The sequence below is a fragment of the Inquilinus limosus genome, assembly GCF_002195995.1.
Lineage (GTDB): Bacteria > Pseudomonadota > Alphaproteobacteria > DSM-16000 > Inquilinaceae > Inquilinus > Inquilinus limosus_C.
Genome location: NZ_NHON01000024.1, coordinates 1 through 26,278 on the forward strand (window position 1 = coordinate 1; position 26,278 = coordinate 26,278).

30 protein-coding genes are annotated in these 26,278 nt (G+C 70.5%); 16 read left to right on the forward strand and 14 right to left on the reverse strand.

All coding sequences use genetic code 11. The features are described from left to right. The 6 genes from BWR60_RS14450 to BWR60_RS14475 all read left to right on the forward strand — a co-directional run. Window positions 1–536 (forward strand): CHAP domain-containing protein (locus BWR60_RS14450; RefSeq protein ID WP_144445621.1); only part of this gene is annotated, 536 nt, incomplete at its 5' end. Window positions 537–905: 369 nt separating this feature from the next. Then, the gene (locus BWR60_RS14455; protein WP_179221774.1) at window positions 906–2,504 is read left to right on the forward strand and encodes a glycosyltransferase family 39 protein; all 1,599 of its coding nucleotides are present in this window, start codon (window positions 906–908) and stop codon (window positions 2,502–2,504) included. 8 nt (window positions 2,505–2,512) lie between these two features. Further along, entirely contained in the window at window positions 2,513–3,529 is a 1,017-nt protein-coding gene (locus BWR60_RS14460; RefSeq protein ID WP_088151734.1) for a glycosyltransferase family 2 protein, read from the forward strand. Beyond that, a complete protein-coding gene (locus BWR60_RS14465) occupies window positions 3,495–4,397 on the forward strand; it encodes a ChbG/HpnK family deacetylase (protein ID WP_088151735.1) in 903 nt (300 codons plus the stop codon). The genes BWR60_RS14460 and BWR60_RS14465 overlap by 35 nt, the downstream gene beginning before the upstream one ends. A gap of 36 nt (window positions 4,398–4,433) precedes the next feature. Beyond that, window positions 4,434–4,919 (forward strand): YajQ family cyclic di-GMP-binding protein, encoded by a 486-nt coding sequence (locus BWR60_RS14470; protein ID WP_088151736.1) that lies wholly within the window; start codon window positions 4,434–4,436, stop codon window positions 4,917–4,919. A 197-nt stretch (window positions 4,920–5,116) separates the two neighbouring features. Then, entirely contained in the window at window positions 5,117–5,437 is a 321-nt protein-coding gene (locus BWR60_RS14475; protein WP_218823499.1) for a YbaY family lipoprotein, read from the forward strand. A gap of 157 nt (window positions 5,438–5,594) precedes the next feature. Here the strand turns inward: BWR60_RS14475 and BWR60_RS14480 are convergent, their stop codons facing one another. The 3 genes from BWR60_RS14480 to BWR60_RS14490 are packed head-to-tail and all read right to left on the reverse strand — an operon-like array spanning window position 5,595 to window position 7,238. After that, window positions 5,595–6,062 (reverse strand): nucleoside deaminase, encoded by a 468-nt coding sequence (locus BWR60_RS14480; protein ID WP_088151738.1) that lies wholly within the window; start codon window positions 6,060–6,062, stop codon window positions 5,595–5,597. Next, window positions 6,049–6,690 (reverse strand): dimethylsulfonioproprionate lyase family protein, encoded by a 642-nt coding sequence (locus BWR60_RS14485; protein WP_218823500.1) that lies wholly within the window; start codon window positions 6,688–6,690, stop codon window positions 6,049–6,051. Before BWR60_RS14485 ends, BWR60_RS14480 begins: the two co-directional genes overlap by 14 nt. Next, window positions 6,687–7,238 (reverse strand): AAA family ATPase, encoded by a 552-nt coding sequence (locus BWR60_RS14490; protein ID WP_088151739.1) that lies wholly within the window; start codon window positions 7,236–7,238, stop codon window positions 6,687–6,689. The genes BWR60_RS14485 and BWR60_RS14490 overlap by 4 nt, the downstream gene beginning before the upstream one ends. A gap of 99 nt (window positions 7,239–7,337) precedes the next feature. Here BWR60_RS14490 and BWR60_RS14495 point away from each other — a divergent pair, with 99 nt between their 5' ends. The 3 genes from BWR60_RS14495 to BWR60_RS14515 all read left to right on the forward strand — a co-directional run bounded on the left by BWR60_RS14495 (window position 7,338) and on the right by BWR60_RS14515 (window position 10,918). Next, a complete protein-coding gene (locus BWR60_RS14495) occupies window positions 7,338–7,736 on the forward strand; it encodes an NUDIX hydrolase (protein WP_218823501.1) in 399 nt (132 codons plus the stop codon). An 806-nt stretch (window positions 7,737–8,542) separates the two neighbouring features. Continuing rightward, complete coding sequence (locus tag BWR60_RS37050; protein WP_179221775.1) at window positions 8,543–9,574, forward strand: hypothetical protein; 1,032 nt, start codon at window positions 8,543–8,545, stop codon at window positions 9,572–9,574. A gap of 954 nt (window positions 9,575–10,528) precedes the next feature. Next, window positions 10,529–10,918 (forward strand): Crp/Fnr family transcriptional regulator, encoded by a 390-nt coding sequence (locus tag BWR60_RS14515; protein WP_088151744.1) that lies wholly within the window; start codon window positions 10,529–10,531, stop codon window positions 10,916–10,918. Here the strand turns inward: BWR60_RS14515 and BWR60_RS14520 are convergent. Further along, window positions 10,888–11,268, reverse strand: coding sequence for a winged helix-turn-helix transcriptional regulator (locus tag BWR60_RS14520; RefSeq protein ID WP_179221776.1), 381 nt, complete (start codon window positions 11,266–11,268; stop codon window positions 10,888–10,890). The genes BWR60_RS14515 and BWR60_RS14520 overlap by 31 nt on opposite strands. Window positions 11,269–11,511: 243 nt before the next feature. Between BWR60_RS14520 and BWR60_RS14525 the strand changes: the two genes are divergently transcribed. After that, entirely contained in the window at window positions 11,512–11,823 is a 312-nt protein-coding gene (locus BWR60_RS14525) for a general stress protein (RefSeq protein WP_088151745.1), read from the forward strand. Between the two features lie 69 nt (window positions 11,824–11,892). Here the strand turns inward: BWR60_RS14525 and BWR60_RS14530 are convergent, their stop codons facing one another. The 4 genes from BWR60_RS14530 to BWR60_RS14545 all read right to left on the reverse strand — a co-directional run bounded on the left by BWR60_RS14530 (window position 11,893) and on the right by BWR60_RS14545 (window position 15,270). After that, window positions 11,893–12,789, reverse strand: a complete 897-nt coding sequence (locus tag BWR60_RS14530; protein ID WP_088151746.1) for a cation diffusion facilitator family transporter — start codon at window positions 12,787–12,789, stop codon at window positions 11,893–11,895. A gap of 36 nt (window positions 12,790–12,825) precedes the next feature. Beyond that, a complete protein-coding gene (locus tag BWR60_RS14535) occupies window positions 12,826–13,110 on the reverse strand; it encodes a double zinc ribbon domain-containing protein (protein ID WP_088151747.1) in 285 nt (94 codons plus the stop codon). 142 nt (window positions 13,111–13,252) lie between these two features. After that, window positions 13,253–13,954 carry a PhoH family protein gene (locus BWR60_RS14540; protein WP_034837212.1) on the reverse strand — a complete coding sequence of 234 codons (702 nt, stop codon included), beginning with the start codon at window positions 13,952–13,954 and terminating at the stop codon, window positions 13,253–13,255. Window positions 13,955–14,349: 395 nt separating this feature from the next. Beyond that, on the reverse strand, window positions 14,350–15,270 hold the full coding sequence (locus BWR60_RS14545; RefSeq protein ID WP_218823502.1) for a LysR family transcriptional regulator: 921 nt from the start codon (window positions 15,268–15,270) through the stop codon (window positions 14,350–14,352). 116 nt (window positions 15,271–15,386) lie between these two features. On the opposite strand from BWR60_RS14545, the gene BWR60_RS14550 reads away from it, so the two are divergent. Then, window positions 15,387–16,670, forward strand: coding sequence for an MFS transporter (locus BWR60_RS14550; RefSeq protein WP_343216403.1), 1,284 nt, complete (start codon window positions 15,387–15,389; stop codon window positions 16,668–16,670). On the opposite strand, the gene BWR60_RS14555 is transcribed toward BWR60_RS14550, so the two are convergent. Then, entirely contained in the window at window positions 16,661–17,254 is a 594-nt protein-coding gene (locus BWR60_RS14555; RefSeq protein ID WP_179221777.1) for a TetR/AcrR family transcriptional regulator, read from the reverse strand. The two genes, BWR60_RS14550 and BWR60_RS14555, sit on opposite strands and share 10 nt — an antisense overlap. 158 nt (window positions 17,255–17,412) lie before the next feature. Here BWR60_RS14555 and BWR60_RS14560 point away from each other — a divergent pair, with 158 nt between their 5' ends. Together BWR60_RS14560 and BWR60_RS14565 are read left to right on the forward strand one after the other, a co-directional pair. After that, window positions 17,413–17,985 carry a hydrolase gene (locus tag BWR60_RS14560; protein ID WP_088151749.1) on the forward strand — a complete coding sequence of 191 codons (573 nt, stop codon included), beginning with the start codon at window positions 17,413–17,415 and terminating at the stop codon, window positions 17,983–17,985. 22 nt (window positions 17,986–18,007) lie between these two features. After that, entirely contained in the window at window positions 18,008–19,093 is a 1,086-nt protein-coding gene (locus BWR60_RS14565) for an AbrB family transcriptional regulator (protein ID WP_230983056.1), read from the forward strand. Window positions 19,094–19,096: 3 nt separating this feature from the next. Here the strand turns inward: BWR60_RS14565 and BWR60_RS37055 are convergent, their stop codons facing one another. From BWR60_RS37055 to BWR60_RS14590, 5 genes are all read right to left on the reverse strand, one after another. Next, window positions 19,097–19,735 carry a phosphohydrolase gene (locus BWR60_RS37055; RefSeq protein ID WP_088151751.1) on the reverse strand — a complete coding sequence of 213 codons (639 nt, stop codon included), beginning with the start codon at window positions 19,733–19,735 and terminating at the stop codon, window positions 19,097–19,099. Between the two features lie 139 nt (window positions 19,736–19,874). Next, the gene (locus BWR60_RS14575) at window positions 19,875–20,069 is read right to left on the reverse strand and encodes a hypothetical protein (RefSeq protein ID WP_144445622.1); all 195 of its coding nucleotides are present in this window, start codon (window positions 20,067–20,069) and stop codon (window positions 19,875–19,877) included. Window positions 20,070–20,541: 472 nt separating this feature from the next. After that, complete coding sequence (locus BWR60_RS14580) at window positions 20,542–21,252, reverse strand: pseudouridine synthase (protein ID WP_088151753.1); 711 nt, start codon at window positions 21,250–21,252, stop codon at window positions 20,542–20,544. Window positions 21,253–21,262: 10 nt separating this feature from the next. After that, window positions 21,263–22,300, reverse strand: coding sequence for a class I SAM-dependent methyltransferase (locus BWR60_RS14585; RefSeq protein WP_088151754.1), 1,038 nt, complete (start codon window positions 22,298–22,300; stop codon window positions 21,263–21,265). A gap of 199 nt (window positions 22,301–22,499) precedes the next feature. Then, window positions 22,500–23,327 carry an IclR family transcriptional regulator gene (locus BWR60_RS14590; protein WP_088151755.1) on the reverse strand — a complete coding sequence of 276 codons (828 nt, stop codon included), beginning with the start codon at window positions 23,325–23,327 and terminating at the stop codon, window positions 22,500–22,502. 216 nt (window positions 23,328–23,543) lie between these two features. Here BWR60_RS14590 and BWR60_RS14595 point away from each other — a divergent pair, with 216 nt between their 5' ends. Genes BWR60_RS14595 through BWR60_RS14605 form a run of 3 tightly spaced genes read left to right on the forward strand, consistent with a single transcriptional unit; the run spans window position 23,544 to window position 26,278 of the window. Continuing rightward, window positions 23,544–24,617: an ABC transporter ATP-binding protein gene (locus BWR60_RS14595; RefSeq protein WP_088151756.1), complete on the forward strand. Its 1,074-nt coding sequence runs from the start codon at window positions 23,544–23,546 to the stop codon at window positions 24,615–24,617. Then, on the forward strand, window positions 24,614–25,477 hold the full coding sequence (locus BWR60_RS14600) for an ABC transporter permease (protein ID WP_218823503.1): 864 nt from the start codon (window positions 24,614–24,616) through the stop codon (window positions 25,475–25,477). Before BWR60_RS14595 ends, BWR60_RS14600 begins: the two co-directional genes overlap by 4 nt. Window positions 25,478–25,483: 6 nt before the next feature. Beyond that, window positions 25,484–26,278: an ABC transporter permease gene (locus BWR60_RS14605; protein WP_088151757.1), complete on the forward strand. Its 795-nt coding sequence runs from the start codon at window positions 25,484–25,486 to the stop codon at window positions 26,276–26,278.

Below are 26,278 nucleotides of genomic sequence, written 5' to 3' on the forward strand. Positions count from 1 at the left end.
GCCCCGCCCGGGCATCGGCCGCCGCCCGGGCCCCGGCCGTCGCCGACGTGCCGGCCCCGCGCACCCAGCTGACGGCCCGCAACGTCACCGAGCAGCGGCAGATCCAGCGGGTCTCCGCGCTCAAGGCCCAGCATCGCCGCTGGTCCTGCGTTCCCTTCGCCCGCGAGCTCACCGGCTTCCAGATCTCCGGCGACGCCTGGCGCTGGTGGGATGCCGCCGCCGGCCGCTACAACCGTGGCCGCATGCCGGTCGCCGGCTCGGTGATCGTGCTGAAGCGCTATGCGTCGATGCGGCGCGGCCATGTCGCGGTCGTCCGCCGGATCGTCAGCTCCCGCGAGATCATCGTCGACCAGGCCAACTGGGCGCCACGCGGCCGGGTGAACGAGCCGGCCCGGGTCATCGACGTCTCCGCCAAGAACGACTGGAGCCAGACCCGCTTCTGGCACCAGCCGACCGGCCAGATGGGAACGACGGTCTACCCGACCTACGGCTTCATCTACGCGCCGAACACCCAGGTCGCCGAACGCGCCGACTGACCAGACCGCATCACACGCTTCCGCTTCCAGCGAGGCCCGCCCACCACCGTGGGCGGGCCTTCGTCTTTTCGGGCCCGACATCCGGTATGGCCGAGGGTGTCGGCGACGGAAGGGTGCATTTTTCACCGGAATAATACTGCACCAGGAATCCCTCTTATACATAACTTCCTTTAAATCTGATCGTATCAGCCCGATGTGATCGATATCAATTGCAATGTTAATTCATCAATTACTTATATACCGAAATATACAAAATTGTAACTACCAGAGCGCGAAGCAACCGGATATTTCTGATCGTGCCGCAGCCCCGGCCGCCACTGGCGGTATCTTCCGGACCGCGGCCGAATGTTCCAATCGAGCAGCGACATCGTGAGCATCGAGGCGGCCTCGTCCGCATCCGTCACCGACTCCCCTGTCTCCCTGGGGATGCACCGCTCCGGCGCGACGCCCACGGCCGGCATCCGCACCGCCTGGGTGCTTGCCTTCGTCTCCGCCGGCTTCGCGGCCTGGACCCTGCTGCCGGCCTGGCTGGCGGGCAACCTGCATCCCGACACGCTCGAAGGCCTCTACTGGGGCCAGCACTGGCTGTGGGGCTATCACAAGCATCCGCCATTGGCGGCCTGGTCCTCCGAGCTGGTCCACGCCGTGTTTGGCAGCGCCAACTGGGCGTATTACGCGCTGAGCCAGGCCTTCATCGCCGCCGCCTTCGCCGGCATCTGGCTGCTGGCGCGCGACATCGCCGGGCGCCGTGCCGCGCTGGCCGCGGTGATCCTGCTGGCCCTGACCCACTACACCACCTACGCCACGCCGCGCTTCAATCCGAATGTCGTCCAGTTCGCCTTCTGGGCGTGGACCATGGCGCTGTTCTGGCGCGCCTTCACCCGCGACCGCGCCGTCTGGTGGGTGCTGACCGGCATCGCCGCGGGGCTGGGCCTGCTGGCGAAGTATTCGATCGGCGTGCTGCTGGCGACGCTGCTCGCCTATCTGCTGCTGTCACCGGCGGGCCGGCGGCACTTCGTTCGGCCGGGCCTCTATCTCGGCCTGGCCGCCTGCCTGCTGGTGATCGCGCCGCATCTGCTGTGGCTGGTCCGGAACGACTTCGTCCCCCTGGGCTATCTGGCCGAGCGCAGCGACGGCACCTTGATCGGCCCGGCGGGCCACATCGTCGGCCCCTTGGCCTTCCTGGGCGACCAGGCCTTCGCCATCGTGCCGATGCTGCTGGCGGCCCTGATCGGGCTCGGCGCCTCCGGCCGGGACCAGGCGACATCCATCGCCCATCTGGCCCGGCGGCGGCTGCGCTCCCCGGCCGGACTCTATCTCGCCTTCGTCTACCTGGTCCCGATCGCGGTGCTGGCTTTCGCCTCGGCGGCCACCGGCATCCGCATCCGGACGATGTGGGGCATGAGCTTCGTGCTGGCCCTGCCGCCGCTGCTGGCGCTGCTGCTGCCGGGGCTGGCCGCGCCCGGGCCGGCCGCGGGGCGCCTGCGCGCCTTCGCCCTCACCGCGGCGCCGGCCTTCATGGTCGCCTTCATCGTGCTGATGCTGGTCAAGCCCGGCCTGTCCGGCGCGCCGAACATCATGAACCTGGACGGGCCGGCCCTGTCCGCGGCGGCGGAATCGCTGTGGCAGAGGAGCCAGCCGGGCGCGCCCGGGACCGTGATCGGCACCATCCCGGAGGCCGGCACCATCTCCCTTTACGGCAGCGCGCGGCCGCAGGTCTTCGAGGATGCGGACCCGACGCTGTCGCCCTGGGTCGATCCCGAAAGGCTGGTCCACGACGGCGCCGTCTATGCGTCCCGGCGCGAGCCTGTGCCCGGCCGCCCGATCGCCGGCCTGTGCCCGCAGGACATCACCGCCTATGCCTGGCCGGCGCGCACGGCGCTCGGGACGCCGCTCGCAAGCCGCACCGTCTGGCTCGCCGTGCTTCCCGGCCGTGACTCCCCCGCCATCACCTGCCCTGCCCCGTGAGGGCCGCGATGAACCACACCCTTCCGACCACCCCGCGCCGCCTGTCGATCGTCGTGCCGCTGTACAACGAGGCGGATTCGGTCGCCACGCTTCACCGGCAGCTGGAGGAGCTGGCCGCCCGGCTCGACACGGCCCACGGCCTTGCGGTCGAGGTGATCTATGTCGATGACGGCAGCCGGGACGGCAGCGCCGGGGTCATCGCCGCCCTGCCCGACGGCCGAGCGCGGGTCGAGCTGATCCGCCTCAGCCGCAACTTCGGCAAGGAGGCGGCGCTGACCGCCGGCCTCGACGCCGCGATGGGCGACGCGGTGGTGTTCATGGATTCCGACGGCCAGCATCCGCCGGAGCTGATCGACACCTTCGTCCGCCACTGGCTGGTCGATGGCGACGACATCGTCTACGCCGTCCGCCGCCGGCGGCAGGAGGGCCCGGTCTACCGCCTGCTGGTCAAGTCCTTCTACGGGCTGATGAACTCGGGCAACGCCTTCCGCATCACGCCGGACGCGGCCGATTTCCGCCTGATCTCCGCCCGGGCCGCCGAGGCCCTGCGGGGCCTGCGCGAGCGCGGCCGCTTCTTCAAGGGCCTGTCGGTCTGGGTCGGCTTCCAGCAGCGCCGGATCGACTACCAGCCGGCGGAGCGGATCGGCGGCACGACGAAATGGTCGTTCTGGAAGCTGCTGCTGCTGTCGCTGAACGGCGTCACCTCCTTCAGCCGGATGCCGCTCCGGATCTCCACGCTGCTCGGCTTCGCCATGGCCCTCACCGCCTTCGTCTACGGGCTGTGGATCACCATCGTCTGCCTGGTCGACGGCGTCGCCCTGCCCGGCGTGCCCGGAGTGATCGCCATCCTGGTGCTGATCGGCGGCGTGCTGCTGATCAATCTCGGCATCCTCGGCGAGTATCTCGGCCAGATCCTGGACGAGGTGAAGGACCGCCCCCTCTATGTCGTCGCCGAGCATATGCGGCGCGACCGCGTGGAAGAGATGAGCCATGTCCTCCAGGCGTATCACGCTGGTCGCCGATGATTACGGCCTCGCCCCCGGCGTGTCGCTGGCGATCCGCCAGCTGCTGGCCGAGGGCCGCCTGTCCGGCACCAGCTGCCTGACCGTCGGGGCCTGCTGGCCGGAGGCGGCCGGGCTGCTGCGCGACCTGCCCGCCGGGCCGGCCGAGATCGGCCTTCACCTCTGCCTCACCGGCCCCTTCGCCCCGCTGTCGCAGCAGCTGCGGATCGATGCGGGCTGGAGCCGGTTTCCGAGCCTCGCCGCCCTGCTGCGCCTGAGCTTCACCCGCCGGCTGCCGTCCGGCGCAGTGTCGGCCGAGATCGAGGCGCAGCACGCCGCCTTCGTCGACGCCTTCGGCCGCGAGCCGGATTTCATCGACGGGCACCAGCACGTCCACCTGCTGCCCGGCGTCGCCGAGACCCTGGCCCTGACCCTGCGCTCCGCCGGGCTGCGGCCGCGCTGGATCCGGCGCTGCGGCGACCGGCCGCGACGGATCCTGCGCCGCCCCTTCGCCGCGAAGGCGCTGTTCCTGCAGGCGCTCAGCCTGCGCTCGGACGCCGTGCTCGCCGGCGTCGCCGGGCGGCGCAACGACAGCTTCTGCGGCATCTACGACTTCATCGACCGCGGCCACGGCGTGCTGTTCGAGCGCTGGCTGGAGACCGCGCCGGACCGGGCGGTGATCATGTGCCATCCCGGCCTGGTCGACGCCCGGCTCGCCGCCCTCGACCCGGTCACCACCATGCGCGCGGTCGAGTTCCGCTACTTCGCCGGGCGGGAGTTTCCCGAGGCGCTGCGGCGGCACGGCGCCCGGCTGGCGCCCTTCGGCGCCCCGCCGGCGGCCAACGGCCGCGCCGCGGCCATGGAGGCTCCCATTCGCCGCGGAATCGGCTAGACTCGCCGATCTGGTCCCGCAGATCCGCGAAATGCCATGCCCTCCTTCGACATCGTCTCCAAGACCGACCTCACCGAAGTCGACAACGCCGTCGCCGGCGTCACCCGCGAGGTGGCGCAGCGCTTCGACTTCAAGGGATCGAAATGCACGATCGAGCGCAGCGACGCGACGCTGACGATCCTGGCCGATGACGACCTGAAGCTGAAGCAGATGCACGAGCTGCTGCGCGGCTATTTCGCCCGGCGCAAGCTCGACGCCGGCGCGCTCGACTTCAAGACGCCGGAGAAGGCCTCCGCCAACATGGTGCGGCAGGAGGTGGTGGTGAAGCAGGGCATCGACCGCGACCTGGCCAAGACCATCATCAAGGCGATCAAGGACGGCAAGCAGAAGGTGCAAGCCGCGGTCCAGGGCGACGAGCTGCGGGTCACCGGCAAGAAGATCGACGACCTGCAGGCCACCATCGCCCTGGTCCGCGGCCTGAAGATCGAGCAGCCGCTGCAGTACCTGAACTTCCGCGACTGAGGGGTGGGCGCCGGGTGCAACCGAACGGGCCGTGGAGCGTTGTCATCGGCAGAACAGCGGCCGCCACGGCCTGCAAGGGGTATCCGATGAACCGCCGATCCTGCATCGCCGTCCTGGCCGTCGCCATGGCTCTCGCCGCCTGCGGCCCGACGGCAGAGCCTGCCGCCCCAACGCCCGCCCCTGCCGCGAGCGCGACCGTGACCGGCACCGCCACCTATCGCGAGCGCATCGCCCTGCCGGCGGATGCGGAGCTGATTGTGCAGCTGGTCGACGTCTCGCTGGCCGACGCGCCGTCGACCGTGATCGCCGAGCAGCGCATCGCCCCGGTGCGCGTGCCGGCCGCCTTCACCCTGACCTACGACCCGGCGCAGATCGACCAGCGCCACAGCTATGCCGTCTCGGCCAAGGTCGAGCGCGCCGGCACGCTGCTGTTCACCACCGACACCCGTCACCCGGTGCTGACCCAGGGCGGCGGCAGCGCCGTCGACATCGTGATGACCCGGGTGCGGTCGCGCTGAGGCCGGCCCGCTCAGAGACCGTTTGGAAATGCGCTGGCGTGAGTCGGCTGGCGGTGGTTTCGAGAACCGGCGCGCAGCGGACGTTTGAGTCCGTGAGCACCGGAAGCGGAGAAACCGCCGTCAGACGGCCTCGTCAGTAGCATTTACAGGCGGTCTCTCAGCCCCGCTGGCGGTCGCGCCACAGCCCGTAGAGGTCGAGCCCGCCCACCCGCACCGGCAGGTGCCGGATGGTCATGGCCTGGTCGGCCAGGGGCTTGGCGAGTTCTGCATAGACTCCGGCGGTGGACAGGCCGTAGGGCGCGCCCTCGTCGTTGGAATGGGCGTAGTAGACCGCCGTGACCCCGGCCATGGTCATGGCGGCGAGGCACATCGGGCAGGGGTGGCCGCTGGCATAGACGGTGCAGCCGTCGAGCCGCAGCGCGCCGAGCGCCCGGGCGGCGGCGCGGATCGCCTGCAGCTCGGCATGCGCCGTCGGGTCGCCGCTGGCGCCCATCTCGTTGACGCCGGTGGCGACCACCGCGCCGTCGCGCACCAGCACGGCGCCGAAGGGCCGGCCGCCCCGCTCCTCGACATTGTGCCGCGCCAGCTCGATCGCCTGCGCCAGGAACTGCTCATGCGTGGTCATGGGGGCCTCCTTCCTCCCGGCCGCCGGCGGCGCCGAGGATCGTCGATTTCTGCGCCAGGTCGCCGCCGCGCCAGAGATACAGCGCCAGCAGCGGCTGCGCGCCCGTGCGCATCGCATGGCCGATGCCGGAGGGGTGGTGGATCAGCTCGCCCGGCCGGCGCGGCCGCCAGCCTTCCCCGCCGCGCAGCCACAGGGCGGTGCCGGCCAGCGGCAGGTAGATCTCCTCCGCCGCATGGCTGTGCGCCGGGTATTCGAGGTCGGGGCCCAGCAGCAGCACGCCGCAGGCCAGGCGGTCGCCGGCGATCGGCCCGCGCAGGCCGACCAGCTCGCTCCAGCCATAGCGATCGAGGAAGCGTTCGCCGAAATCCGTGGCCGCATAGGTCTGGCCCCAGGCGAGCCCCGCCGCCGCCGCGACGATGCCATCGACCAGCGGCCGGGTCTCCCCGGCGGCGTGTGCCGCGAGCCGGTCGAGCCAGCGGAGGACCGGCAGCGGCCGCGGATCGACCGCCCGCCGGGCGGCATCGGGCGCCGGCCAGTCATCCAGGAACGGGAGAAGCTCCGGCCGGCCCGGGCCGTCCAGCAGCGCCCGCGCCAGGCCGACGAGTTCGTCCGGGCCCGCGGCGCTCACGGCAGCCCGGCCCTGGTCTCGGCGATGCGCGCCAGGATCGCGTCGACGGTCTCGCCCACCGTCAGCCCCGAGCTGTCGAGCCAGAGGCCGAGCCGCGGCGTGTCGGCGCGCAGGCCGCGGTCCAGATCGGCCGGCGTCCACGCCCCGTACCCCGTCTTCGGCCGCCCCGCCTCGCGCTCGGCCACCGCCTCGGGCGACGGGCACAGCACGACGATGCCGAAGGACCGGCCGCGCAGCAGCCGGGCGACCCGGGCCAGGGCCGGGCCGAGGATCACGTCCTGCCAGACCACGGTGAAGCCGGAGTCGGCATAGCGCCCGGCCACCGTCGCCGCCAGCTCATAGCGCAGGTCGAGCTGGCGCATCGCCTCGGCCGGCAGGTCGGGCGTCACCTCGACCCGGCCGGAGACGATCATGCGCCGGAACACGTCGCCGCGCAGATGCACCGCCCGCGGCAGCCTTTCGGCCAGTGCCTGGGCCACGGTCGACTTGCCCGCCGCCATGATCCCGGTGACGACGAGGATCCCCGGCGGGTCGGCTTCGGTCGGCATGGTCGATCCCTTCAATCCTCGTCCAGGATAGCCACCGCATGGCGCGACGGCACCGATACGATGTCAACCATCCGTCGCCCACGATGAAGGATGAATCCGATGAAGCAGATCGCCTGCGCCATCCTGCTGCGCGACGGCCGCATCCTGCTGGGCCGCCGGACACCGCAGCGCCGCTTCTACCCGGATTGCTGGGACGTGCTGGGCGGCCACGTCGAATCCGGGGAGACGCCGGAGCAGGCGCTGATCCGCGAGGTTCAGGAGGAGGCCGGGGTCACGCCGGTCCGCCACCACCTGGTCGCGACGCTGGCGGACCCCGATCCGGCGCGAAACGGCGAAGCCCGGCACCATGTCTTCGTCGTCACCGGCTGGACCGGAGGCGAGCCGCGGATGCTGGGCGACGAGCACAGCGAGATCCGCTGGATCCCGATCGACGAGGCCGCCCGGCTGCCCGACCTCGCGATCGAAGCGTATCGTGACCTGTTCCGATCACTGGCTTAGCCGGACACGCTCTTGGATGATGGGGCGCCGGGTTCCGGATAGCACCTCGCCCCGCTCGCCTTGTCGGAAGGAGTGAGAGGAGGTCACACCGCCGACCTCCCTGGAACGAACATGACCGCACGCTGACCGCATGCACCATGGCGCTCACTGAGGTCGACAGGTATGTTTAAATGGAGCTGTCTAGCCTGAAACCAACGCCATGCAATTTCCATGAGACAGGCAATTCTAAATCTCATTCTGCAAATCGGCTTTCCGATTGCCATCGGATTTTCTGTATATCTATTGAATAGAAAGCGCAAGTGGACATTCAAAAGAAGCATCTCGTACGGATACGCTAAGTTGTTCTATTACTTTTCGACTGTCGCGATTTGCGCCGGGATGTTCGTTGCCATGTTCGGAGCACTTAGTTTGCTCACAGGGGAAGATCGACATGCGATGTCGATTTGGCTCGGCATTCTGGTCGCCCTCCTGGCCTATGTATTTCGCTTTATTGGAAAATTCTGGATCGAGTCGGAGCAACAGCGGTCCAATTAGCGTTTCGAAGTTGGATCCAGCCGCGATCGTTTATTAGCTTTGCAACAGCTCAACGAACCGGAAGCGTTGTTCGCTGACGGCAAGCGAGTGCATTTCCGCGATCCGCCCTTCTCGGCCACCAACCGAATGACGGGCTGGAAGCGGTCATGGCGGGGCGGCCGTTGTGCCATCCTGCCACGGCTGCCTCATCCGGCTCCTGAAATCGGATGATTTCAAGCGATGACGATGCGGTTTCTCTTGACCAAATGTTCCCATTTTGTTCTAATTCACGGATGGTCGATCCCGTCACAGCCGAAACTCCGCCCGCCGCTTCGCCGGCCGCGGAGGAGGCTGCCCGGGAGGTCGAGGTGCTGGCCGCGCTGACGCAGCTTGCCCTGGAGATGGCCCGCGCCATCCAGGCCCAGGGACTCGCTGCCCTCGCGGCCGGCGATCTCGACCGCGCCGGCAGGGCCGAGAGCCGCTTCAGCAGCCTGTTTCTCGGCATCCGCCGCGCCGTCGCGCTCAGGGCCCGGCTGCACCGGCAGCAGGGGGAGGTTTCCGCCGTGCCCGCCGCGGGCGAGGCCGCGATGCTGTCCGAGCTGATGGAGCGCGCGCTGGAACTGGCCCGCGGCTTCCAGGCCCTGGGCGTGACGGCCGGCGATCTCGACCGCGCCGGGGAAGCGGAGACCCGCTTCAGCAGCCTGTTCCTCGGCATCCGGCGCGCCATCGCGCTGCAAGCCAAGCTGCGGCAGCAGCGGGAGGACGCACGGCGCAAGGCCGAACAGCGGCGCAAGAGCCGGCAGGACGAGACGGACGACCGGCGCCAGGCCGTCGCCCAGGGCGTCGCCCGCGCCATCGCCGCGGTTCCCGACGCCGACGACCGGGATCGGCTGACCGTGGACCTCTGGGAACGGCTGACCGAGGATGAGCGCATCGACGCCGACCTGGCCGACACCGCCTTGCCGATCGGGGGCCTGATCGCCAGCCTGTGCCGGGCCCTCGGCCTGCCGCCCGGCGGGACTCCTCCAGCCGGCGGGCCTGCGGCCGGCAGGCCTGCTGTCGGCGGACCTGCTGTCGGCGGACCTGCTGTCGGCGGACCTGCCACCGGAGACCCCGCCGCCGCGAAAGCCGGGGCCGATGAGGTCGGCGCCGGTCCGAAGGGCCAGGCCCGCGAACCGGCCTCGGCTCAGTCCGCGCTCAGGCGCGGCCGCTGCATTCGCGCACCATCAGGGTGGCGAACCAGTCGTCCTTCAGCAGGAAGTTCAGGTTCTTCGCAATGGCGTCGTCCACCGCGCGGTCCACCGACTGGCCACGGGCCACGGTGAAGGTGGTGCCGAAGGCCTGGTCGAACTGGACATTGCCGCCCACGGCCAGCTCATAGCGGATGTCGACGCCGTAATGCTCCTCCGCCCCCGCCCGGTCGACCTTGAAGTCGCGGATGGTGGCGTCGAGGATGCAGCGCGACGAATTCAGCCCGGCGCCGGCGCGGCGCAGCTCGGCCTTCAGCGCGTTGGTGACATAGCCCGGCACGTCGCGCACGCTGCCCTGCGGCGCCACGCCCGTGCGCGGCCGGTAGCCCATCGGGTTGACCGCGACCGCCCCGGTCAGATGCGCCGTGGTCTGCGGCTGGTAGCCGGTGCGCGGCGCCGGAACGGGCTGGGTGGCGCAGGCGGCGACGAGCAGGGCAAGGGCGAGCGGCAGGCGGCGCAGCATGGAGGCTCCAGGCGGTTGCGGCGGGGCCCGAGCGCCCCGCCCCGACATAGCCTCGCCGCCGCCGCCGGGTCAATCCGATGCCCGCGCCCGCCCGGGGCAATCGCCTGGAAGCCGGGCGATGCCGACGGGCTTGCATTGCCTCGCCCGCAATCGAGACCTTTTCAGGACGCTCGCCCCCTGCCGTCATTGCGAGGAGGCGAAGCCGACGAAGCAATCCAAGGGCCGGTGCGCACCGGCCCCTGGATTGCTTCGCTGCGCTCGCAATGACGGTGTCGGGAATTCTGAAAAGATCTCGCAAGCGGGAACGGCCATCGGACGGTGCCCTGTCCGCCGCGGGAAGCGCTTCGAGCGATTGCCCTGGCCCCCCTGCCGCCCCTTGCCGTCACGCGCCCCCTCGGCCGTTCCGTCATGCTCGGACGGAACTGGAAGCGGGCCGTCGCGTTGCTACGATGCCGACATCGTCCACGGCCCGCGGCTGTGCCGCCCGTCCGATCCACGCCTTCCCGCCTCTGCCCCGCGGCTGTCGCCCGCGCGCCTGATCGCGCCCATCACAGGGAGAGCCTGCCATGTCCCCGCACGACCTGAACGTCAAGCTCGCCGCCGACATGCCGCAGCTCAAGATCCTGGATCCCGAGCTGCTCGACTACATCCAGCGGCGCCGGGTCGAGGATGTCGCCTTCGCGGCCGGGGCAAGGATCATGACCGAGGGCGATCGCAATCCGCCGCTCTACACCGTCGCCAGCGGCTGGGCCATGCGCTTCAAGATACTGCAGGACGGCCGCCGGCAGATCCTGTCCTTCATCCTGCCGGGCGACGTGATCGGCTTCCAGGCCCAGTTCTTCGACAGCGCCGTCACCTCGATCGAGGCGGTCACCGAGGTCTCGCTGTGCGGCGACGGCCTGAGCGTCAGGCGGCGGCCTGAGCGTCAGGCGGCCTCGGCGGCCGGCGGCACATAGGCCATCCGGGCGGCGCGCACCTTGTCGTGATGCAGGTTCGCCCAGTCCACCAGCGCGTTCAGCGGCTCCAGCAACGACCGGCCGAGCGGCGTCAGGGCATAGTCGACCCGCGGCGGAATGGTCGGATGCACCGTGCGCGACACCAGCCCGTCCTGCTCCAGCCGGCGCAGCGTCTGCGCCAGCATGCGCTGCGAGATGTCGCCGATCTCGCGCTTGACCACGGTGAAGCGCTTCACCCCCGGCGCCAGGGTCTGCAGCACCAGCAGGCTCCAGCGGTCGCCGATGCGGTCCAGCACATCCCGGATCGGACAGGGATGGAACGCCCCGTCCACCATCTCGCGAGCCACCATGATCCGCTCCTTCCGCCCGATCGCGGGCAACGGTCGGTACAATATCGGAACCAGGATCCTGTTCGGAACCATCCCGTTGTCGCAGGCATCGGCACTCTTCGGCAAGGAGATGTCGGCCGCCTGCCGCGGACACCGCAAGCGAAGCCTAACGAACCGGCTGAAAATTAAGGATTTTTCATTGGGAACCTCGTCTCGCTGCGGCCTATTCCCATGAGGTGAGCCCACAGCAAGGGAGCTTCGACCATGGCGGATAGCCAGACTCCGCATCGGGGCGGCACCGGGAACTTCGCCCACAACCGGGAGCGCGCAGCGGAGGCCGGCCGCAAGGGCGGGCAGGTGAGCAGCGGCAACTTTGCCAATGATCCGGCCCGGGCCTCGGCCGCCGGTCGCAAGGGCGGCCAGCACAGCGGCGGCAACTTCAAGAACGATCCGGCCCGGGCCGCGGCAGCGGGCCGCAAGGGCGGGCAGGAAAGCGGCGGCAACTTCGCCAATGATCGCGAGCGCGCGGCGGAAGCCGGGCGGAAGGGCGGCCTCTCCGGACACGGCGCGCACTGACGTCGGCGCCGCTTCCGCATTCACCGCAGGGCAGGCCGGGCCTGCCCTTTTTTTGTCCGGGGGAACGGCCTAGAGGAAACGGTGGCCGGCCGCCGCGTCGGCGCAGGGCACCGGCTCGCATTGCAGCGTGACATGGCCGATGTCGAAGCGCTCATGCAGCATGGCCCGCGCCTGGTCCAGCAGCCCGGCGACGGCCGCGGCGTCGCCGCCCGACACCACCAGATGGGCGGTCAGCGACACGCGGCCGCCGGTCAACGCCCAGATGTGCAGGTCATGGACATCGGTGACACCGGGCAGGCCGCGCAGCGTGGCATGCACCGCGGCCGGGTCGATGCCGTCCGGCACGCCCTCCAGCAGGATGTTCACGCTCTGCCGCAGCAGGGTCCAGCTGCGCGGCAGCACCCACAGGCCGATGGCCACGGCGATCAGCGAATCCACCCATTCCCAGCCGGTGAAGCGGATGATGATCGCGGCGGCGATGACGCCGACCGAACCGAGCAGGTCGCTGAGCACCTCGAGATAGGCGCCCTTCACGTTCAGGCTGTTGTCCTGCTTCGACCGCAGCATCCACACTGCGAACAGGTTCACGCCGAGGCCGAGCACCGCGATCACCAGCATGGCCGTGGAATCGATCTGGCCGGGCTCGCTCAGCCGCCGCCATGCCTCGTACAGGATGTAAAGGGCGACGCCGAACAGCAGCAGGGCGTTGAACGCCGCCGCCAGGATCTCGAACCGCTCATAGCCGAAGCTGCGTCGGGCGTCGGGCGGGCGGCGCCCGATCCGGATCGCGGTGATCGCGATCACCAGCCCGACCACGTCGGTCGCCATATGCGCCGCGTCCGAGATCAGCGCCAGGCTGCCGGTCAGCAGGCCGCCGACGATCTCCGCCACCATGAAGGTCGCGGTCGGCACCAGCGCGATCCACAGGCTGCGCTCATTGCTGCCGGCGCCGTGATTGCCGCTCATCCCGCCCCTCCCCTTCGTCCCCGGCCGGTCATCCTGTCAGGACGCGGCCCGGCCGCAGTGCGGGCAGAACTTCGACCCGGCCGGGACGCTGCCGGCGCAGGCGCCGCAGGCGCCGGCAACCAGGCCGCCGCCGCATTGGCCGCAGAAGCGGCTGCCGCCCGGATTGCCGGCGCCGCAGGCCGGGCAGGCGATCGCGGCCTGCGCCGGCGGCGCACCATAGGCTTCGCCGAATCCGCCGCCATGGCGCCCGCCGCCGTGACGGCCACCACCGTGGTGACCACCGCCGAAGCCGCGGCCCATCAGGTGCTTGAAGATGCTCATCCCATGCCTCCATGGTCTCCGGACATGCCCGGCCGAGACGGAGATGGGAGCTACAGCAACTGTAGCTTCAAGGGGAGCAACCGAGGAAATCGGACCGCCGGAGGGCAGCGGCCGGCCCGGGCCCGGACCGGCCGCCGAAGCCTCAGGCCAGGAGCGGCATCATCGCGGCGACCAGCGGGTGGCGCACGATGTCCGCGGTGGTCAGCCGGACCACGGCGACGCCGTCCAGCGGCTCCAGCCGCCGCGCCGCCTCCTCCAGCCCGGACAGGCCGGGCAGCAGGTCGGTCTGGTCAGGGTCGCCGGTGATCACCATGGTCGAGTGCCAGCCGAGGCGGGTCAGCAGCATCTTCAACTGCTGGAATGTCATGTTCTGCGCCTCGTCGACGATGACGAAGCTGCGCGAGATGGTGCGGCCGCGCATATAGGCCAGCGGCGCGATCTCGACGATCCCCTCCTTGGTCATCTGGCGCACCTGCTTGGCGCCGAGACGGTCGGACAGCGCGTCGTAGATCGGGCGCATCCAGGGGTCCATCTTCTCGTTGATGTCGCCCGGCAGGTAGCCGAGGCTCTCGCCCGCCTCCACCACCGGCCGGGTGATGACGATGCGGCTGACGCGCTCGGCGGTCAGCGCCTCGACCGCCTTGGACACGGCGAGATAGGTCTTGCCGGTGCCGGCGGGGCCGAGGGCCAGGGTCATGGCGTGGCCTTCGATCGCCTTCATCAGGACCTCCTGATTGGCGGTCCTCGGCTTGACCGTCTTCAGGTAGCTCTGCTCCCGGAAATCATCGTCGTAGCCCTCATTGATGGCGACGACACGGGCACTGGAGGCGTTGCGTTTGGCCATGGAACGTCGTCCTTTGCTCTCGCTTGCATCCTCGAACAGCGGATCCCAGACACCGCCCCCTTCACCAGGAGATCTCATTCGCCGGAACCCTCCTTCGGGTCGGGTGGAACAGGACAGGTGACGGATCGGAACGGGCGGCCAGAAACGGCAAACGCCCCTGCGAGGGGCGTTTCGAACGATTGCCGATGCTGATGCTGCCCCTGGTCGGAGCCGGGAAGCGGATGATGATGCCAGGCTGTTGCCCGTCGCATGACGCCTTTCCGATCACTGACGACGAAAATCGCGTCGCCAGGGATGAGAGTCGCACCAACCCTCGTGCTGCACCAGCGAAAAGACGGGACGACACGGAAAATTCATACCAATTGTGGCGGAACGCCCACGCCGCGCGGCTAGATCTAGCGGCTGCCACCATCCAGAGCGTCCGGCCGGGTCGCCATGTCGATGAAGGCCCGCGCGGCCGGTGAGCTCTCGTCCCGCCGCCAGGTCAGCCACATGGTGGTGACGGCGCCGGGGTCGGACAGCCGGCGGAACACCACGCCCTCGACCTGGATCCGCTGCAGCGAGGCCGGCAGCAGCGACACGCCCAGCCCGGCCGCGACCAGCCCGACGATGGTCGAGACCTCGCGCGCCTCCTGCCCCAGCCGCGGGCTGAAGCCGGCGTCGCGGCACAGGCCGATCATCTGGTCGTACAGGCTGGTGCCCTGGTCGCGCGGGTAGCAGACGAAGGCTTCATCGGCCAGCTCGGCCAACGCCACCGGCGCGGGCGCGCCCGCCGCCAGCGGATGGTCGGTGCGCAGCGCCGCCACCAGCGGGTCGCGGAACAGCTCGCGCACCTCAATCCCGTCCGGCACGGGCGGGAAGGTCGGGTTGCGCAGGAAGCCGATCTGCAGGCGCCGCTCGGCCAGCGCCTCGATCTGCTGCCGGGTCGGCATCTCCTGCAGCTCCAGATGCACGTCCGGATGGCTGCGGCGGAAGGCGAAGATCGTCTGCGGGATCAGCGTGGTGAAGGGGGCCGACGCCGTGAAGGCGATGCGGATCTCGCCGATCTCGCCGCGCTGCGCCCGGCGCGCCACCTCCGCCGCGCGGTCGGCGGCGGCCAGCACCGTCCGCGCCTGTTCCAGGAACAGCCGGCCGACCTCGGTCAGCGCCACCCGCCGGTTGCTGCGCTCGAACAGCCGGGCGCCGAGCTCCTCCTCCAGCGCCTGGATCTGCTGGCTCAGCGGCGGCTGGGAGATGCCGAGCCGCGCCGCCGCCCGGCCGAAATGCAGCTCCTCGGCCAGGGCCACGGCATAGCGCAGATGCCTCAGCTCCATCATTCGCCAAACCTATCAAACATGCCGCCAAACATATTGGACACTATCAATTCCCGTCGCCATCTTTTCCGGGAGGGTCGGGCGCCTTTCCCCTTCGCAGGCCCGGCCGGAGATCTCCCGTGACCTCATCGGTCCAGTCGCTGCCGCGCCATCCCGCCGCCCCGTCGATCGCCGGAGCCATGCCGGCCGGAACCGTCGCGGCCGAGGACGTCGTCGCCTTCATCGAACACGGCACCACCGCCTTCCACCGCACCAACCTGGCGCTGTTCGCCGCCGGCTTCGCCACCTTCGCCCTGCTGTACTGCGTGCAGCCGCTGATGCCGGTCTTCGCCGAGACCTATGGCATCGGCGCGGCGGAGAGCAGCCTGTCGCTGTCGCTGACCACCGGGGCGCTGGCCTTCGCCATGCTGGTGGCCAGCGCGCTGTCCGAGACCTGGGGCCGCAAGCCCGTCATGGTGGCCTCGCTGTTCGCCTCGGCGGTGCTGACCGGCCTTGCGGCGCTGATGCCGTCCTGGCACGGGCTTCTGGTGCTGCGGGCGCTGATGGGCCTGTCGCTGAGCGGGCTGCCGGCCGTCGCCATGGCCTATGTCAGCGAGGAGATGCATCCGAAGTCGGTCGGGCTGGCCATGGGGCTGTTCATCGGCGGCAGCGCCCTGGGCGGGCTGGGCGGGCGGCTGATGGCCGGCATCCTCACCGACCTGGTCTCCTGGCGGTTCGGGCTCGGCGTCGTCGGGCTGAGCGGCCTGGTCTGCGCCGTGCTGTTCTGGCGCAGCCTGCCGCCCTCGGCCCATTTCACGCCCCGGCCGCTGCGCCCGCGCCTGCTGCTGGCCGCCTTCGCCGACCATCTGCGCGACCCCGGTCTGCGCTGGCTGTTCCTGGAAGGCTTCCTGCTGATGGGGGCCTTCGTCACCCTTTACAACTACACCGGCTTCCGCTTGCTCGCCCCGCCCTACGACCTCAGCCAGACGGCGGTGGCGGCGATCTTCGTGGTCTATCTGATCGGCATCGGTGCCTCGATCTGGGTCGGCCATCTCGCCGGCGTGCTCGGCCGCCGCCGGGTGTTCTGGGCGCCGATCGTGCTGATGCTGGCCGGCGTCGCCCTGACCCGCGGCGACGACCTGTGGGCGATCATCGCCGGCGTGGCGGTGCTGACCTTCGGCTTCTTCGGCGCCCATTCGGTGGCCAGCAGCTGGGTCGGCCGCCGGGCGCTGCATGCCCGCGCCCAGGCCTCCTCGGTGTACCTGTTCTTCTACTATCTCGGCTCCAGCGTGGCCGGCTCGCTCGGCGGCGTCGCCTGGGCCGATTGGGGCTGGTCCGGCGTCGCCCTGATGATCGGCGCCCTGGCCCTGGCGGCGCTGCTGATCGCCCTGCGCCTCGTCGTGCTGGCGCCGCGTCAGGCCTGACCGAGGCCTTCGGCGAGGTACAGCCGGGTCATCAGCCGCAGCTCGGCCAGGGCCGCGGCGCGCGCCTTCAATCCAGGCTCGGTGCCGAGCGCCGCCGCCGCCTTCATCTGCAGCAGCACGACGATCGCCATGGCCTTCGCCCGCTCCGGCGGCAGGCCAGGCGCGCGCAGGGCCAGGATCCGGGCGACGCCGGCGCGCAGGGCGTCGCGCAGCGTCAGGGGCTGGGCCGCCACGGCGTCCCGCCGCGCCTCGATCAGCGCCAGCGCCGTCACACGCTGCTGCTTCAGCCCGACCAGCAGGTCGATCAGCGCATCCGCCAGCGCCGGGACGGCCAGCCGCGCCGCCTGCGCCTCGACCGCCTGCAGCCCGGCCAGCACCTGCTCGCCATAGCCGGCCAGCAGCGCGTCGGCCAGCGCCTCCTTGTTCGGGAAGAACTGGTACAGCGAGCCGATCGATGCGCCGGCCCGGGCCGCGACCTCGGTCATCGTCGTCGCCTCATAACCCTTCTCGGCGAACACGGCCGCCCCCGCCTGCAGCAGCGCGGCAACGCGGTCGCGGCCGCGCTGGCGCCGGGGCTCACGCATCGCGGCGGCATCGGAGGCGGTTGACTTTTGTGAGGACATGCTCATAAAACTATCTGCGAGGCTATCCTCATATTTTCACATGCACCCGCCCCCGTCCATCCGCCCGGCTCGCCGCCGGGGCCGGAGGGGTGCGGCCTGCGCCCCGAAAGGTGACGACCATGCCCACCCTCGACCCCCGCCGCACCGCCCTGGTCCTGATCGATCTGCAGGCCGGCATCCTGGCCATGCCGCTCGCGCCCCGCAGCGGCGCGGAGGTGCTGGCCACGGCCAAGACGCTGGCCGCCCGCTTCCGCGCCGCCGGTGCCCTGGTGGTTCCGGTCCGCGTCGGCTGGGCGCCGGATTTCGCCGATGCGCCACGGCAGCCAGTGGACCAGCCGATGCCCCGACCGGCCGGCGGCCTGCCTGCGGGCTGGAGCGACCTGGCCGAGGGCGTGGCCGAGCCCGGCGACGTCGTGGTCACCAAGCGGCAATGGGGCGCCTTCACCGGCACCGATCTCGACCTGCAGCTGCGCCGGCGCGGCATCGACACCATCGTGCTGGGCGGCATCGCCACCAATTTCGGCGTCGAATCCACCGCCCGCCATGCCTGGGAGCTGAACTACGCCGTGGTCTTCGCCGAGGATGCGATGACCAGCCGGTCGGCGGAGATGCATGGCTTCGCCATGGAGTCTATCCTGCCCCGCATCGGAATCGTCTCCCAGGCCGCCGACATCCTGCTCGGCCAGTCCTGAGGCGGAAAGCGAGGCTGCTGTGGTGACCGTGAACGGCCCGGCCCTGCCGGCCCTGGCCAGGCTTCCGCGGGCTGGCCAGTGGGCGGTGCTGCTGGCCGCCTCGGCCGCCATCGCGGCGCTGCTGGAGATGGCCGCGCTGCCGGCCGCCCTGCTGCTGGGACCGATGATCGCCGGCATCCTGCTCGGCGTCGGCGGCGGCACCATCCGGGTGCCGCGGAAGCCCTATTTCGGCGCCCAGGCGATCATCGGCTGCCTGATCGCCGGGGCGATCACGTCGTCGATCGTGGTGTCCTTCCTGCGGGACTGGCCGCTGTTCCTGGCGATCGTGCTGTCGACGCTCTTCGCCAGCAGCGTGCTGGGCTGGATGATGAGCCGCTGGCAGGTGGTGCCCGGCACCACCGGCGTCTGGGGCTCCTCCCCCGGCGCCGCCACCGCCATGGTGCTGATGGCCGAGGCCTTCGGCGCCGACGCGCGGCTGGTCGCCTTCATGCAGTATCTGCGCGTCGTCTGCGTCGCCACCGCCGCCTCGCTGATCGCCCGCTTCTGGGTCGATGCCGGGGATGCCGGGCCCGCGGCGATCGTCTGGTTCCCGCCGATCGATGCCGGCCCCTTCGCGGCGACGCTGATCCTGGCCGGGCTGGGCGCCGCGGCCGGATGGCGGCTGCGCATCCCCGCCGGCCCGATGCTGGTGCCGATGGTGGTCGGGGCGGTGCTGCATTCGCTGGGCCTGATCGAGATCGCGCTGCCGGAATGGCTGCTGGCCGCCGCCTATGCGCTGATCGGCTGGAACATCGGCCTGGGCTTCACCCGGTCGGTGCTGGTCCACGCCGCCCGCGCGCTGCTGCAGATCCTGCTGTCGATCATCGCCCTGATCGCCTTCTGCGGCGGCCTGGCCTTCGTGCTGGTGCGGACGCTCGGCGTCGACCCGCTGACCGCCTATCTGGCGACCAGCCCCGGCGGCATGGATTCGATCGCCATCATCGCCGCGTCCAGCGATGTCGACCTGCCCTTCGTGATGGCGCTGCAGACCGTGCGCTTCTTCCTGGTGGTGCTGCTGGGCCCGGCGGTGGCGCGCTTCATCGCCCGGCGGTCCCCACACGCGACATAGCGGTCAGGCCGCGGCGGCCTTCAGCCGGCCCAGCTCTTGCAGGAAGCGCTCCGCCGCCAGGTCGGGCGCCCAGGGCTCCCAGGCTGTGCCGCCATAGATCGGCAGCAGCGGATCGTCGTCGATCGGCTGGAACCGGATCTTCAGCACCTTCGCGACCTCGTCGCGGGTCCAGCCGACGACGTGGATCGCCTCGCTGGCCGCGGCCACGCGGTCGGCGCGCTTGTGGAAAACCTTCTGCTCCGCCGTCCAGCGGGTCAGGCCATAGCGCAGGAACACCGTGTCCTCGAGCCGCGCGGCGAGGTCGCGGAACTCCTGGCCCAGGAAGGGCTTGATCACCGACAGCGGGTCGAAGCCGAGCAGCCCTTCATCGGCGTCGTGCAGCAGCTCGCGCAGCTCGGCCAGCGGCGACAGCGGCGCCGGCGCCCAGGCCCGGCACAGCGCCAGCACGGCCAGCGAATGCTGGGCGACGGAGAGCGGCAGCGGCCAGGCGGAATGCCCGCCCCAGCGATAGGTGCGGGCGAGGCCGAGGGCGAGGTCGCGATCGTCCCAATCGAACGGGGTGGGGTTGAGCAGATCCAGCCGCTTGCCCGACGGCAGCCGGACCCAGGCCCGCGCCATCGCCGTCCGTCCCTCCCAACGCATCCGGTGTCCTCGATCCCCTGGCTGCTCCGCCCTTCCCGGTAGCACCGAACCCGGCGGGCTGTCATCCATGGCAGGCAAAGACCGGCGGGCCGCGTCGGCGGCCGCCGGTCGGATCGAATGGAAGCGTATCAGGAAACGGCTAGAGCTTGATGCCGTTCGTCTGCGGCTGGCGCGGCGCCCAGTTGCGCACCACGGAGCTGGCGGGGCCGTAGCGGCGGGCGAATTCGGCCTGGGACAGGCGCAAGCCCCGGCACAGCATCTCGGCCCGGAGCGCCGCCTGAACGCGGGACGGACGGGTTGGGGCGGGCTGTGGGGCCTCGGCCGAAAGATCCATCTCCGCGATCTCCCTCATCGGGACCACAGTGTCGGTATCGTTCGCGGCCTTCGGCGGAAGAGTGTTCAGTTCGTGCTCATCCGCCCGAAGCGGGGCCGGACTCGTCCTGGGACGCCTGCGGTGCTGACCAGCCATGGCGGTTCCTCCAGCGGCTTTTGTCGTTGCGGCTGCGGCAAGCCAAAAGCCCGACGCGCCGTGGTTCCCACAGGAATGAAGACCGGGTGGCTGCATGTTCATCGGCGATGCGACGGATCCTGTGAAGCGCATCGGCACCGGGGGGCGGCGCCAAACCGACAAACACACGGCCGGCAAGGGCTGGCGGCGATATCACGCTCGGCCCCTTGCGGTCGACCTCCGACCTGCAGGCTGCGCACTCTGCGCCAGCGGCTGCGCCTCGACAAGGAAAATCATCAATGAAGACATAATATTATATTGTGGTGACGGACCGATGAACGGGCCGGCGAACATGTGTTCAGGGGCCTACTGAATTGAACACTGAAGACACCTCGGCCGGGTCCAACAGCCGCCATTTCCCCTCTGCCAGATCGCCGAGCGCCAGGCCGCCGACGGCCGACCGGTGCAGCGCCTCGACATGGTTGCCGACGGCGGCGAACATGCGCCGCACCTGATGATAGCGGCCCTCGGTCACGGCCAGCCGGGCCTTGCGCGGGCCGAGAGGCTCCAGCACCGCCGGCTCAAGCGGCGTGGTCTCGGACCGCAGCATCAGCGTGCCGGAGGCGAAGGCCGCCGCCTCCTCCCCGCTGAGGTCGCGGGCCAGCGTCGCCTCATAGACCTTGAGGATCCGGCTTTTCGGCGAGATGATCCGGTGCAGCAGCGGCCCGTCATCGGTCAGCAGCAGCAGGCCGGTGGTGTCGCGGTCCAGCCGCCCGACCGGGGCGATGATCGGGTTGCGCAGGCGGAAGCGCGGCGGCAGCAGCTCATACACCACCCGGCCCGGATCGCTGGTCGAGCAGGTGAAGCCGGCCGGCTTGTGCAGCATCAGCACCGCGCCCGGCGGCGGGTCGAGCGGCTGGCCGTCGACCCGGATCGCCTCATGCTCCGGCTGCGCCTCGGCGTCGAGCGGCGCGCTGCCGGCATCGGTGACGCGGCCGTCGCGCAGCAGCGCCTCGACCTGCCTGCGGCTGCCATAGCCAAGATTGGCGAGGCGGCGAACCAGCTTCATCGCCCGCCCCTCATCGAACGCCCTTCGACGCCTCGATCACCTTGTAGGTGCCGTCATCGGCGATGCGGCGGACCATGACGAAGGTCTGCTCCAGCGTCGCCTCATAGGGCAGGTGCCGGTTCGCCACCAGGAACAGCCGGCCCTTCTGGCGCAGCGCCGCCGCCGCCGCGGTGATGAAGGCGCGGCCCAGATCGTGCCGGTCGGCCCGGCCGCCCTCATGGAAGGGCGGGTTGGTGACGATGAAATGGTAGCGCCGGTCGCGCGGCAGCCCGGCGGCGACGTCGTGCCAGAGGAAGTCGAGTGCGAACCGGCCGGCATGGGGTTCCAGGTTGCGCCGCGCCAGCTCCAGCCCCCGCGCCTCGGCCTCATAGAGGTCGATCGAGGCGACCTCCGGGCAGCGGTCCAGAACCTCGGCCGCCAGATAGCCGAAGCCGGCGCCGAGATCGGCGCCCTGCCCCTTCAGATCCGCCGGCAGATGGGCGGCCAGCAGGGCAGAGCCAGGATCGATCCGGTCCCAGGCGAACAGGCCGGGACGGCTGAGGAAACGGCCATCCGCAACCGGGCGAGGCACATCCAGCGCCGACCATTCCGCCCGCAGCGCCGGATCGCCGGCGCCGGCCCGGACCCAGAACACGCGGCAGCGATTCTTCGACAGGCTCTCGACCGGGCCGGCCAGTCGCTCCAGATCCTCCTCGACCGACCGGGCGCCATCGGTGTTGGCCAGGCTGACCACGACCATGCCGCCGGGCTCGGCCTGGTCCAACGCCCGGGCCAGCAGCGCCCGCGCCGCCTCGCGCTGTCGCGGCGGCAGCACCAGCACCAGCGGGAACCGGCCCTCGACCCGGGTCGAGACGGTCAGCCCCGCCGCCTCCAATGCCGTGGCCCGGGGCCGGAAACTCTGCTCGCAGGCCAGGGCCGGCGAGGCGAATTCGGCCAGGGCGGCACCGGCGCGGGCGCCGAGGAGCAGCGCCCGGCCCTCTTCCGGCCAGGTCAGGGTGCCGTTGCGGAACGGCAGGAACAGGGTGTCGAGCGCGGGATCGTCGGTCATGCCCGCCCTCCCTGGCATATCGACGCCGAAAACGGAAGCGTTCCCCCTCGCCCTCCCGTTCGCCAACGCGAACGGCCCCCTCCCTCTCCCCGAGGAGAGGGACACGGGACAGCAGCGCCGAGGCGCCTCTCCTTGGGGAGAGGTCGAAATCGCAAAGCGATTTCGGGTGAGGGGGCGGGCGCGGTATCGGGCAAGCGCGTTACCCTCCCCGCCCGGCGCTGCCCAGCAACTGGGCGGGACGGCGCAGCGCCGGGTCGAAGGGGTTGATGCGGGGCCCGATCGCGGTCGCCTCGCGCTTCAGGATCTCGACCACCGTCGGCAGCCGGTCCTCGCCCAGCCGCTCCGAGATCGTGCCGATGCTGAGCGCCGCAACCGCCCGGCCCTCGCGGTCGAGCACCGGCACCGCGACGCCGCCCATGCCGGGCAGCGCCACGTCGCGGCGGGAGGCGAAGCCGGCCTCGCGCGCCTTGGCGATCTCGGTGCGGAGATAGACCTCGTCCATGAAGCCCTGGCCCAGCAGGCGCGGGACGTTGAAGCGGATCACCTCCTCCCGCTCCGCCTCCGGCAGGAAGGCCAGGATCACCAAGGCACCCTGGCCGACGCCGAGCGGCACCCGGCCGCCGATGTCGCCGGTGAAGGAGCGGATCGGGAACGGCCCCTCGCAGCGGTCCAGGCACATCGCGTCGAAGCCGCTGCGCACCAGCAGGAAAACGGTGTCGTGGAGCATGGCGGACAGGCGCTGCAGCACCGGCCAGCACAGGTCGCGCAGATTGCCCGGATTGCCCGCTCGCGCCGCCAGGGCGAAGAAGTCGATGCCGAGCCGGTACAGGCGGCTGCGGCCGTCCTGCTCGACCACCCCTTCCGTCTGCAGCGCCTGCAGCAGCCGGTGCACGGTCGCCTGGGTCAGGCCGGTGGCCTCGGCGATGCGGATCAGCTTCGCCCCCTCGCCGCCCGCCTCGGCCAGAGCCCGCAGGATGGCGAAGCCGCGCTGCAGGCTCTTGCCCGGGGCTTCGCTCTCTTTCGCCATTTTCGGAAACTCCAGATCGATATCCGCCCTTCGAATTCCGATTTCCGGAATCTAAATCACAATACTCTCAATAAAATGGAATGTCGCCTTGACTCACCGCCACGAAAGAGTCTTCTGAGAAGACGCGTCGGCGCCTTCCGTTCCACGGAAGCAAGACCGGCGGCCGAAGCGCGCCAGCGCCGAACGGCCGTGGACAGGGATGCCAGGGAGACTGCAGTGACCTTCCTCCGTCTCGAGCGGATCTCGAAGCTCTATGGCGACGTCGCGGCGGTCGCCGATCTCGATTTGACCGTGGAGCGCGGCGAGTTCGTGTCGCTGCTCGGCCCCTCCGGCTGCGGCAAGACCACGACGCTGCAGATGGTCGCCGGATTCGTCCCGGCCACGACCGGGCGCATCGTGCTGGACGGGCAGGACCTGACCCGGGTGAAGCCGAACCGCCGTGGCCTCGGCGTGGTGTTCCAGAGCTACGCCCTGTTCCCGCACATGACCGTGGCCGACAATGTCGCCTTCGGGCTGGAGATGCGCGGCGTCGCCAAGCCGGAGCGGGCGAAGCGGGTCGAGGAGGCGCTGGCGCTGGTCCATCTCGACCATCTCGCCGGCCGCTATCCGCGGGCCCTGTCCGGCGGCCAGCGCCAGCGCGTCGCCCTCGCCCGCGCCCTGGTGATCGAGCCGCCGGTGCTGCTGCTGGACGAGCCGCTGTCGAACCTGGACGCCAAGCTGCGCGAGGCGATGCAGTTCGAGCTGCGCCAGATTCAGCGTCGCACCGGCACCACCACGATCATGGTCACCCACGACCAGGCCGAGGCGCTGTCGATCAGCGACCGGGTGGTGGTGATGGAGCGCGGCCGCATCACCCAGATCGACCAGCCCTACCGGATGTACGAGCACCCGCGCAGCCGCTTCATCTCCGACTTCGTCGGCAAGGCCAACCTGCTGGACGGCGTGGTGGCCCAGCCCGGCGCGGTGGCGCGGGTGACGGTCGGCGCCGCGACGCTGGAGGCGCCGGGCGATGGCCTGCCCGTCGGCGCCCGCGTGCTGCTGTGCCTGCGGCCGGAGAAGCTGGCGCTGGGCGCGCCCGGCACCGGCCGGCTGCCCGGTACCGTCTCGCGCCGCTACTTCCTGGGCAGCCAGTGGCTGTACCACCTGGACACTGCGGCCGGCGAGCTGCTGGTGGCGGCGCCGAACCTCGGCGGCGAGCCGCTGGCCGAGGGGGCGCAGGCCGGCATCGACTGGGCGCCGGAGATGGTGCGGGTGCTGTGCGACGCCGAGGCCGCGGAGGCCGCCCGATGAGCGCCACGATGGCCGAGGGGCGCCTGGCCCCGGCGGCGATGGCCCTGCCGGCGACGATCCTGTTCGCCGGGCTGGTGCTGACGCCGCTGGCGCTGACCCTGATCCTGTCCTTCCACGTCTACGACCACGCCACCGGCGTTCAGGACGCCTGGACCGTCGGCCAGTACCTGACGGTGCTGACCGACCCCTACTATTACGAGATCTTCCTGCGCACCTTCCGCCTGTCGGCCCTGACCACGCTGATCTGCATCGTGGTCGGCGCGCCCGAAGCCTATGTGCTGAGCCGGATGCGCAGCCCCTGGCGCTCGATCTTCCTGCTGGTGGTGCTGGCGCCGCTGCTGGTCTCGGTCGTGGTCCGTGCCTTCGGCTGGAGCATGCTGCTGGGACCGACCGGGCTGGTGAACGAGGCGACGCAGGCGCTGGGCCTGGGCCGCGTCCGGCTGCTCTATACCGAGACCGCGGTGGTGGTGGCGCTGGTCCATATCATGCTGCCCTTCATGGTCATCCCGGTCTGGACCTCGCTGCAGAAGCTGGACCCGGCGGCCGAGCAGGCGGCGCTGTCACTGGGCGCGTCGCACGCCACCGTGCTGCGCCGGGTGGTGCTGCCGCAGATCCTGCCCGGCCTCCTGTCCGGCAGCCTGATCGTGTTCGGCCTGGCCGCCAGCTCCTTCGCCATCCCCGGCCTGCTGGGCGGGCGGCGGCTGAAGATGGTCGCCACCGTGGTCTATGACGAATACCTGAACTCGCTGAACTGGCCGCTGGGCGCCGCCATCGCGGTGATCCTGCTGGTCGCCAACCTGGCCATCATGCTCGGCTACAACCGGATCGTCGAAGGACGGTACCGGAAGACCCTCGGGTAGGCGCCAATGTCCCGCAACGGCCCCCTCGCCCTGGTCTTCCACGCGCTGGTCGTGATCTTCATGCTGGCGCCGCTGGTGATCGTCTGCCTGGTCGCCTTCACGCCGGAGAACACGCTGAGCCTGCCGACCGCCGGCGCCTCGCTGCGCTGGTTCGAGGCGGTGTTCGACCACGCCGATTTCCTGCAATCCTTCTGGAACAGCCTGGGCCTCGCGACCCTGTCGGCGACGCTGTCGACCGCGATCGCCGTGCCCGCCGGCATCGCCACCACCCGATACGCCTTCCGCGGCCGCGACGCGCTGAACGCGCTGTTCCTGTCGCCGCTGCTGATCCCGCACCTCGTGCTGGGCGTGGCGCTGCTGCAGCTGTTCTCCCAGCTCGGCGCCGCCGGCAGCTTCTTCTGGCTGGTGCTGGCGCACAGCGTGATTATCACGCCCTACGCCCTGCGGCTGGTCATCGCCGCGCTGGTCGGCTTCGACCGGTCGACCGAGCAGGCCGCGGCGTCGCTGGGGGCCAGCGCCTTCACCGTGTTCCGCCGTATCACCCTGCCGATGATCCTGCCCGGCGTGGCCGGCGGCTGGCTGCTGGCCTTCATCAACAGCTTCGACGAGCTGACGATGTCGATCTTCGTCACCTCGCCCGCCACCGTCACCTTGCCGGTGCGGATGTACATGTATGCGACGGAATCGATCGACCCGATGATGGCCGCCGTCTCGGCCCTGATGGTCGCCGTCACCGCCGTCGCCATGGTCGTGCTCGACCGCATCTACGGCCTCGACCGCATCCTGGTCGGCCGCCAGTGA

What these genes read in the sequence shown, in the direction of transcription:
- BWR60_RS14460 (WP_088151734.1), top strand. Translation starts at nt 2,513, where the DNA reads ATGAACCACACCCTTCCGACCACCCCGCGCCGCCTGTCGATCGTCGTG.
- BWR60_RS14465 (WP_088151735.1), top strand. Translation starts at nt 3,495, where the DNA reads ATGTCCTCCAGGCGTATCACGCTGGTCGCCGATGATTACGGCCTCGCC.
- BWR60_RS14470 (WP_088151736.1), top strand. Translation starts at nt 4,434, where the DNA reads ATGCCCTCCTTCGACATCGTCTCCAAGACCGACCTCACCGAAGTCGAC.
- BWR60_RS14480 (WP_088151738.1), bottom strand. Translation starts at nt 6,062, where the DNA reads ATGACCACGCATGAGCAGTTCCTGGCGCAGGCGATCGAGCTGGCGCGG.
- BWR60_RS14490 (WP_088151739.1), bottom strand. Translation starts at nt 7,238, where the DNA reads ATGCCGACCGAAGCCGACCCGCCGGGGATCCTCGTCGTCACCGGGATC.
- BWR60_RS14495 (WP_218823501.1), top strand. Translation starts at nt 7,338, where the DNA reads ATGAAGCAGATCGCCTGCGCCATCCTGCTGCGCGACGGCCGCATCCTG.
- BWR60_RS37050 (WP_179221775.1), top strand. Translation starts at nt 8,543, where the DNA reads ATGGTCGATCCCGTCACAGCCGAAACTCCGCCCGCCGCTTCGCCGGCC.
- BWR60_RS14515 (WP_088151744.1), top strand. Translation starts at nt 10,529, where the DNA reads ATGTCCCCGCACGACCTGAACGTCAAGCTCGCCGCCGACATGCCGCAG.
- BWR60_RS14520 (WP_179221776.1), bottom strand. Translation starts at nt 11,268, where the DNA reads ATGGTGGCTCGCGAGATGGTGGACGGGGCGTTCCATCCCTGTCCGATC.
- BWR60_RS14525 (WP_088151745.1), top strand. Translation starts at nt 11,512, where the DNA reads ATGGCGGATAGCCAGACTCCGCATCGGGGCGGCACCGGGAACTTCGCC.
- BWR60_RS14530 (WP_088151746.1), bottom strand. Translation starts at nt 12,789, where the DNA reads ATGAGCGGCAATCACGGCGCCGGCAGCAATGAGCGCAGCCTGTGGATC.
- BWR60_RS14535 (WP_088151747.1), bottom strand. Translation starts at nt 13,110, where the DNA reads ATGAGCATCTTCAAGCACCTGATGGGCCGCGGCTTCGGCGGTGGTCAC.
- BWR60_RS14540 (WP_034837212.1), bottom strand. Translation starts at nt 13,954, where the DNA reads ATGGCCAAACGCAACGCCTCCAGTGCCCGTGTCGTCGCCATCAATGAG.
- BWR60_RS14545 (WP_218823502.1), bottom strand. Translation starts at nt 15,270, where the DNA reads ATGATGGAGCTGAGGCATCTGCGCTATGCCGTGGCCCTGGCCGAGGAG.
- BWR60_RS14555 (WP_179221777.1), bottom strand. Translation starts at nt 17,254, where the DNA reads ATGCGTGAGCCCCGGCGCCAGCGCGGCCGCGACCGCGTTGCCGCGCTG.
- BWR60_RS14560 (WP_088151749.1), top strand. Translation starts at nt 17,413, where the DNA reads ATGCCCACCCTCGACCCCCGCCGCACCGCCCTGGTCCTGATCGATCTG.
- BWR60_RS37055 (WP_088151751.1), bottom strand. Translation starts at nt 19,735, where the DNA reads ATGCGTTGGGAGGGACGGACGGCGATGGCGCGGGCCTGGGTCCGGCTG.
- BWR60_RS14575 (WP_144445622.1), bottom strand. Translation starts at nt 20,069, where the DNA reads ATGGATCTTTCGGCCGAGGCCCCACAGCCCGCCCCAACCCGTCCGTCC.
- BWR60_RS14580 (WP_088151753.1), bottom strand. Translation starts at nt 21,252, where the DNA reads ATGAAGCTGGTTCGCCGCCTCGCCAATCTTGGCTATGGCAGCCGCAGG.
- BWR60_RS14585 (WP_088151754.1), bottom strand. Translation starts at nt 22,300, where the DNA reads ATGACCGACGATCCCGCGCTCGACACCCTGTTCCTGCCGTTCCGCAAC.
- BWR60_RS14590 (WP_088151755.1), bottom strand. Translation starts at nt 23,327, where the DNA reads ATGGCGAAAGAGAGCGAAGCCCCGGGCAAGAGCCTGCAGCGCGGCTTC.
- BWR60_RS14600 (WP_218823503.1), top strand. Translation starts at nt 24,614, where the DNA reads ATGAGCGCCACGATGGCCGAGGGGCGCCTGGCCCCGGCGGCGATGGCC.
- BWR60_RS14605 (WP_088151757.1), top strand. Translation starts at nt 25,484, where the DNA reads ATGTCCCGCAACGGCCCCCTCGCCCTGGTCTTCCACGCGCTGGTCGTG.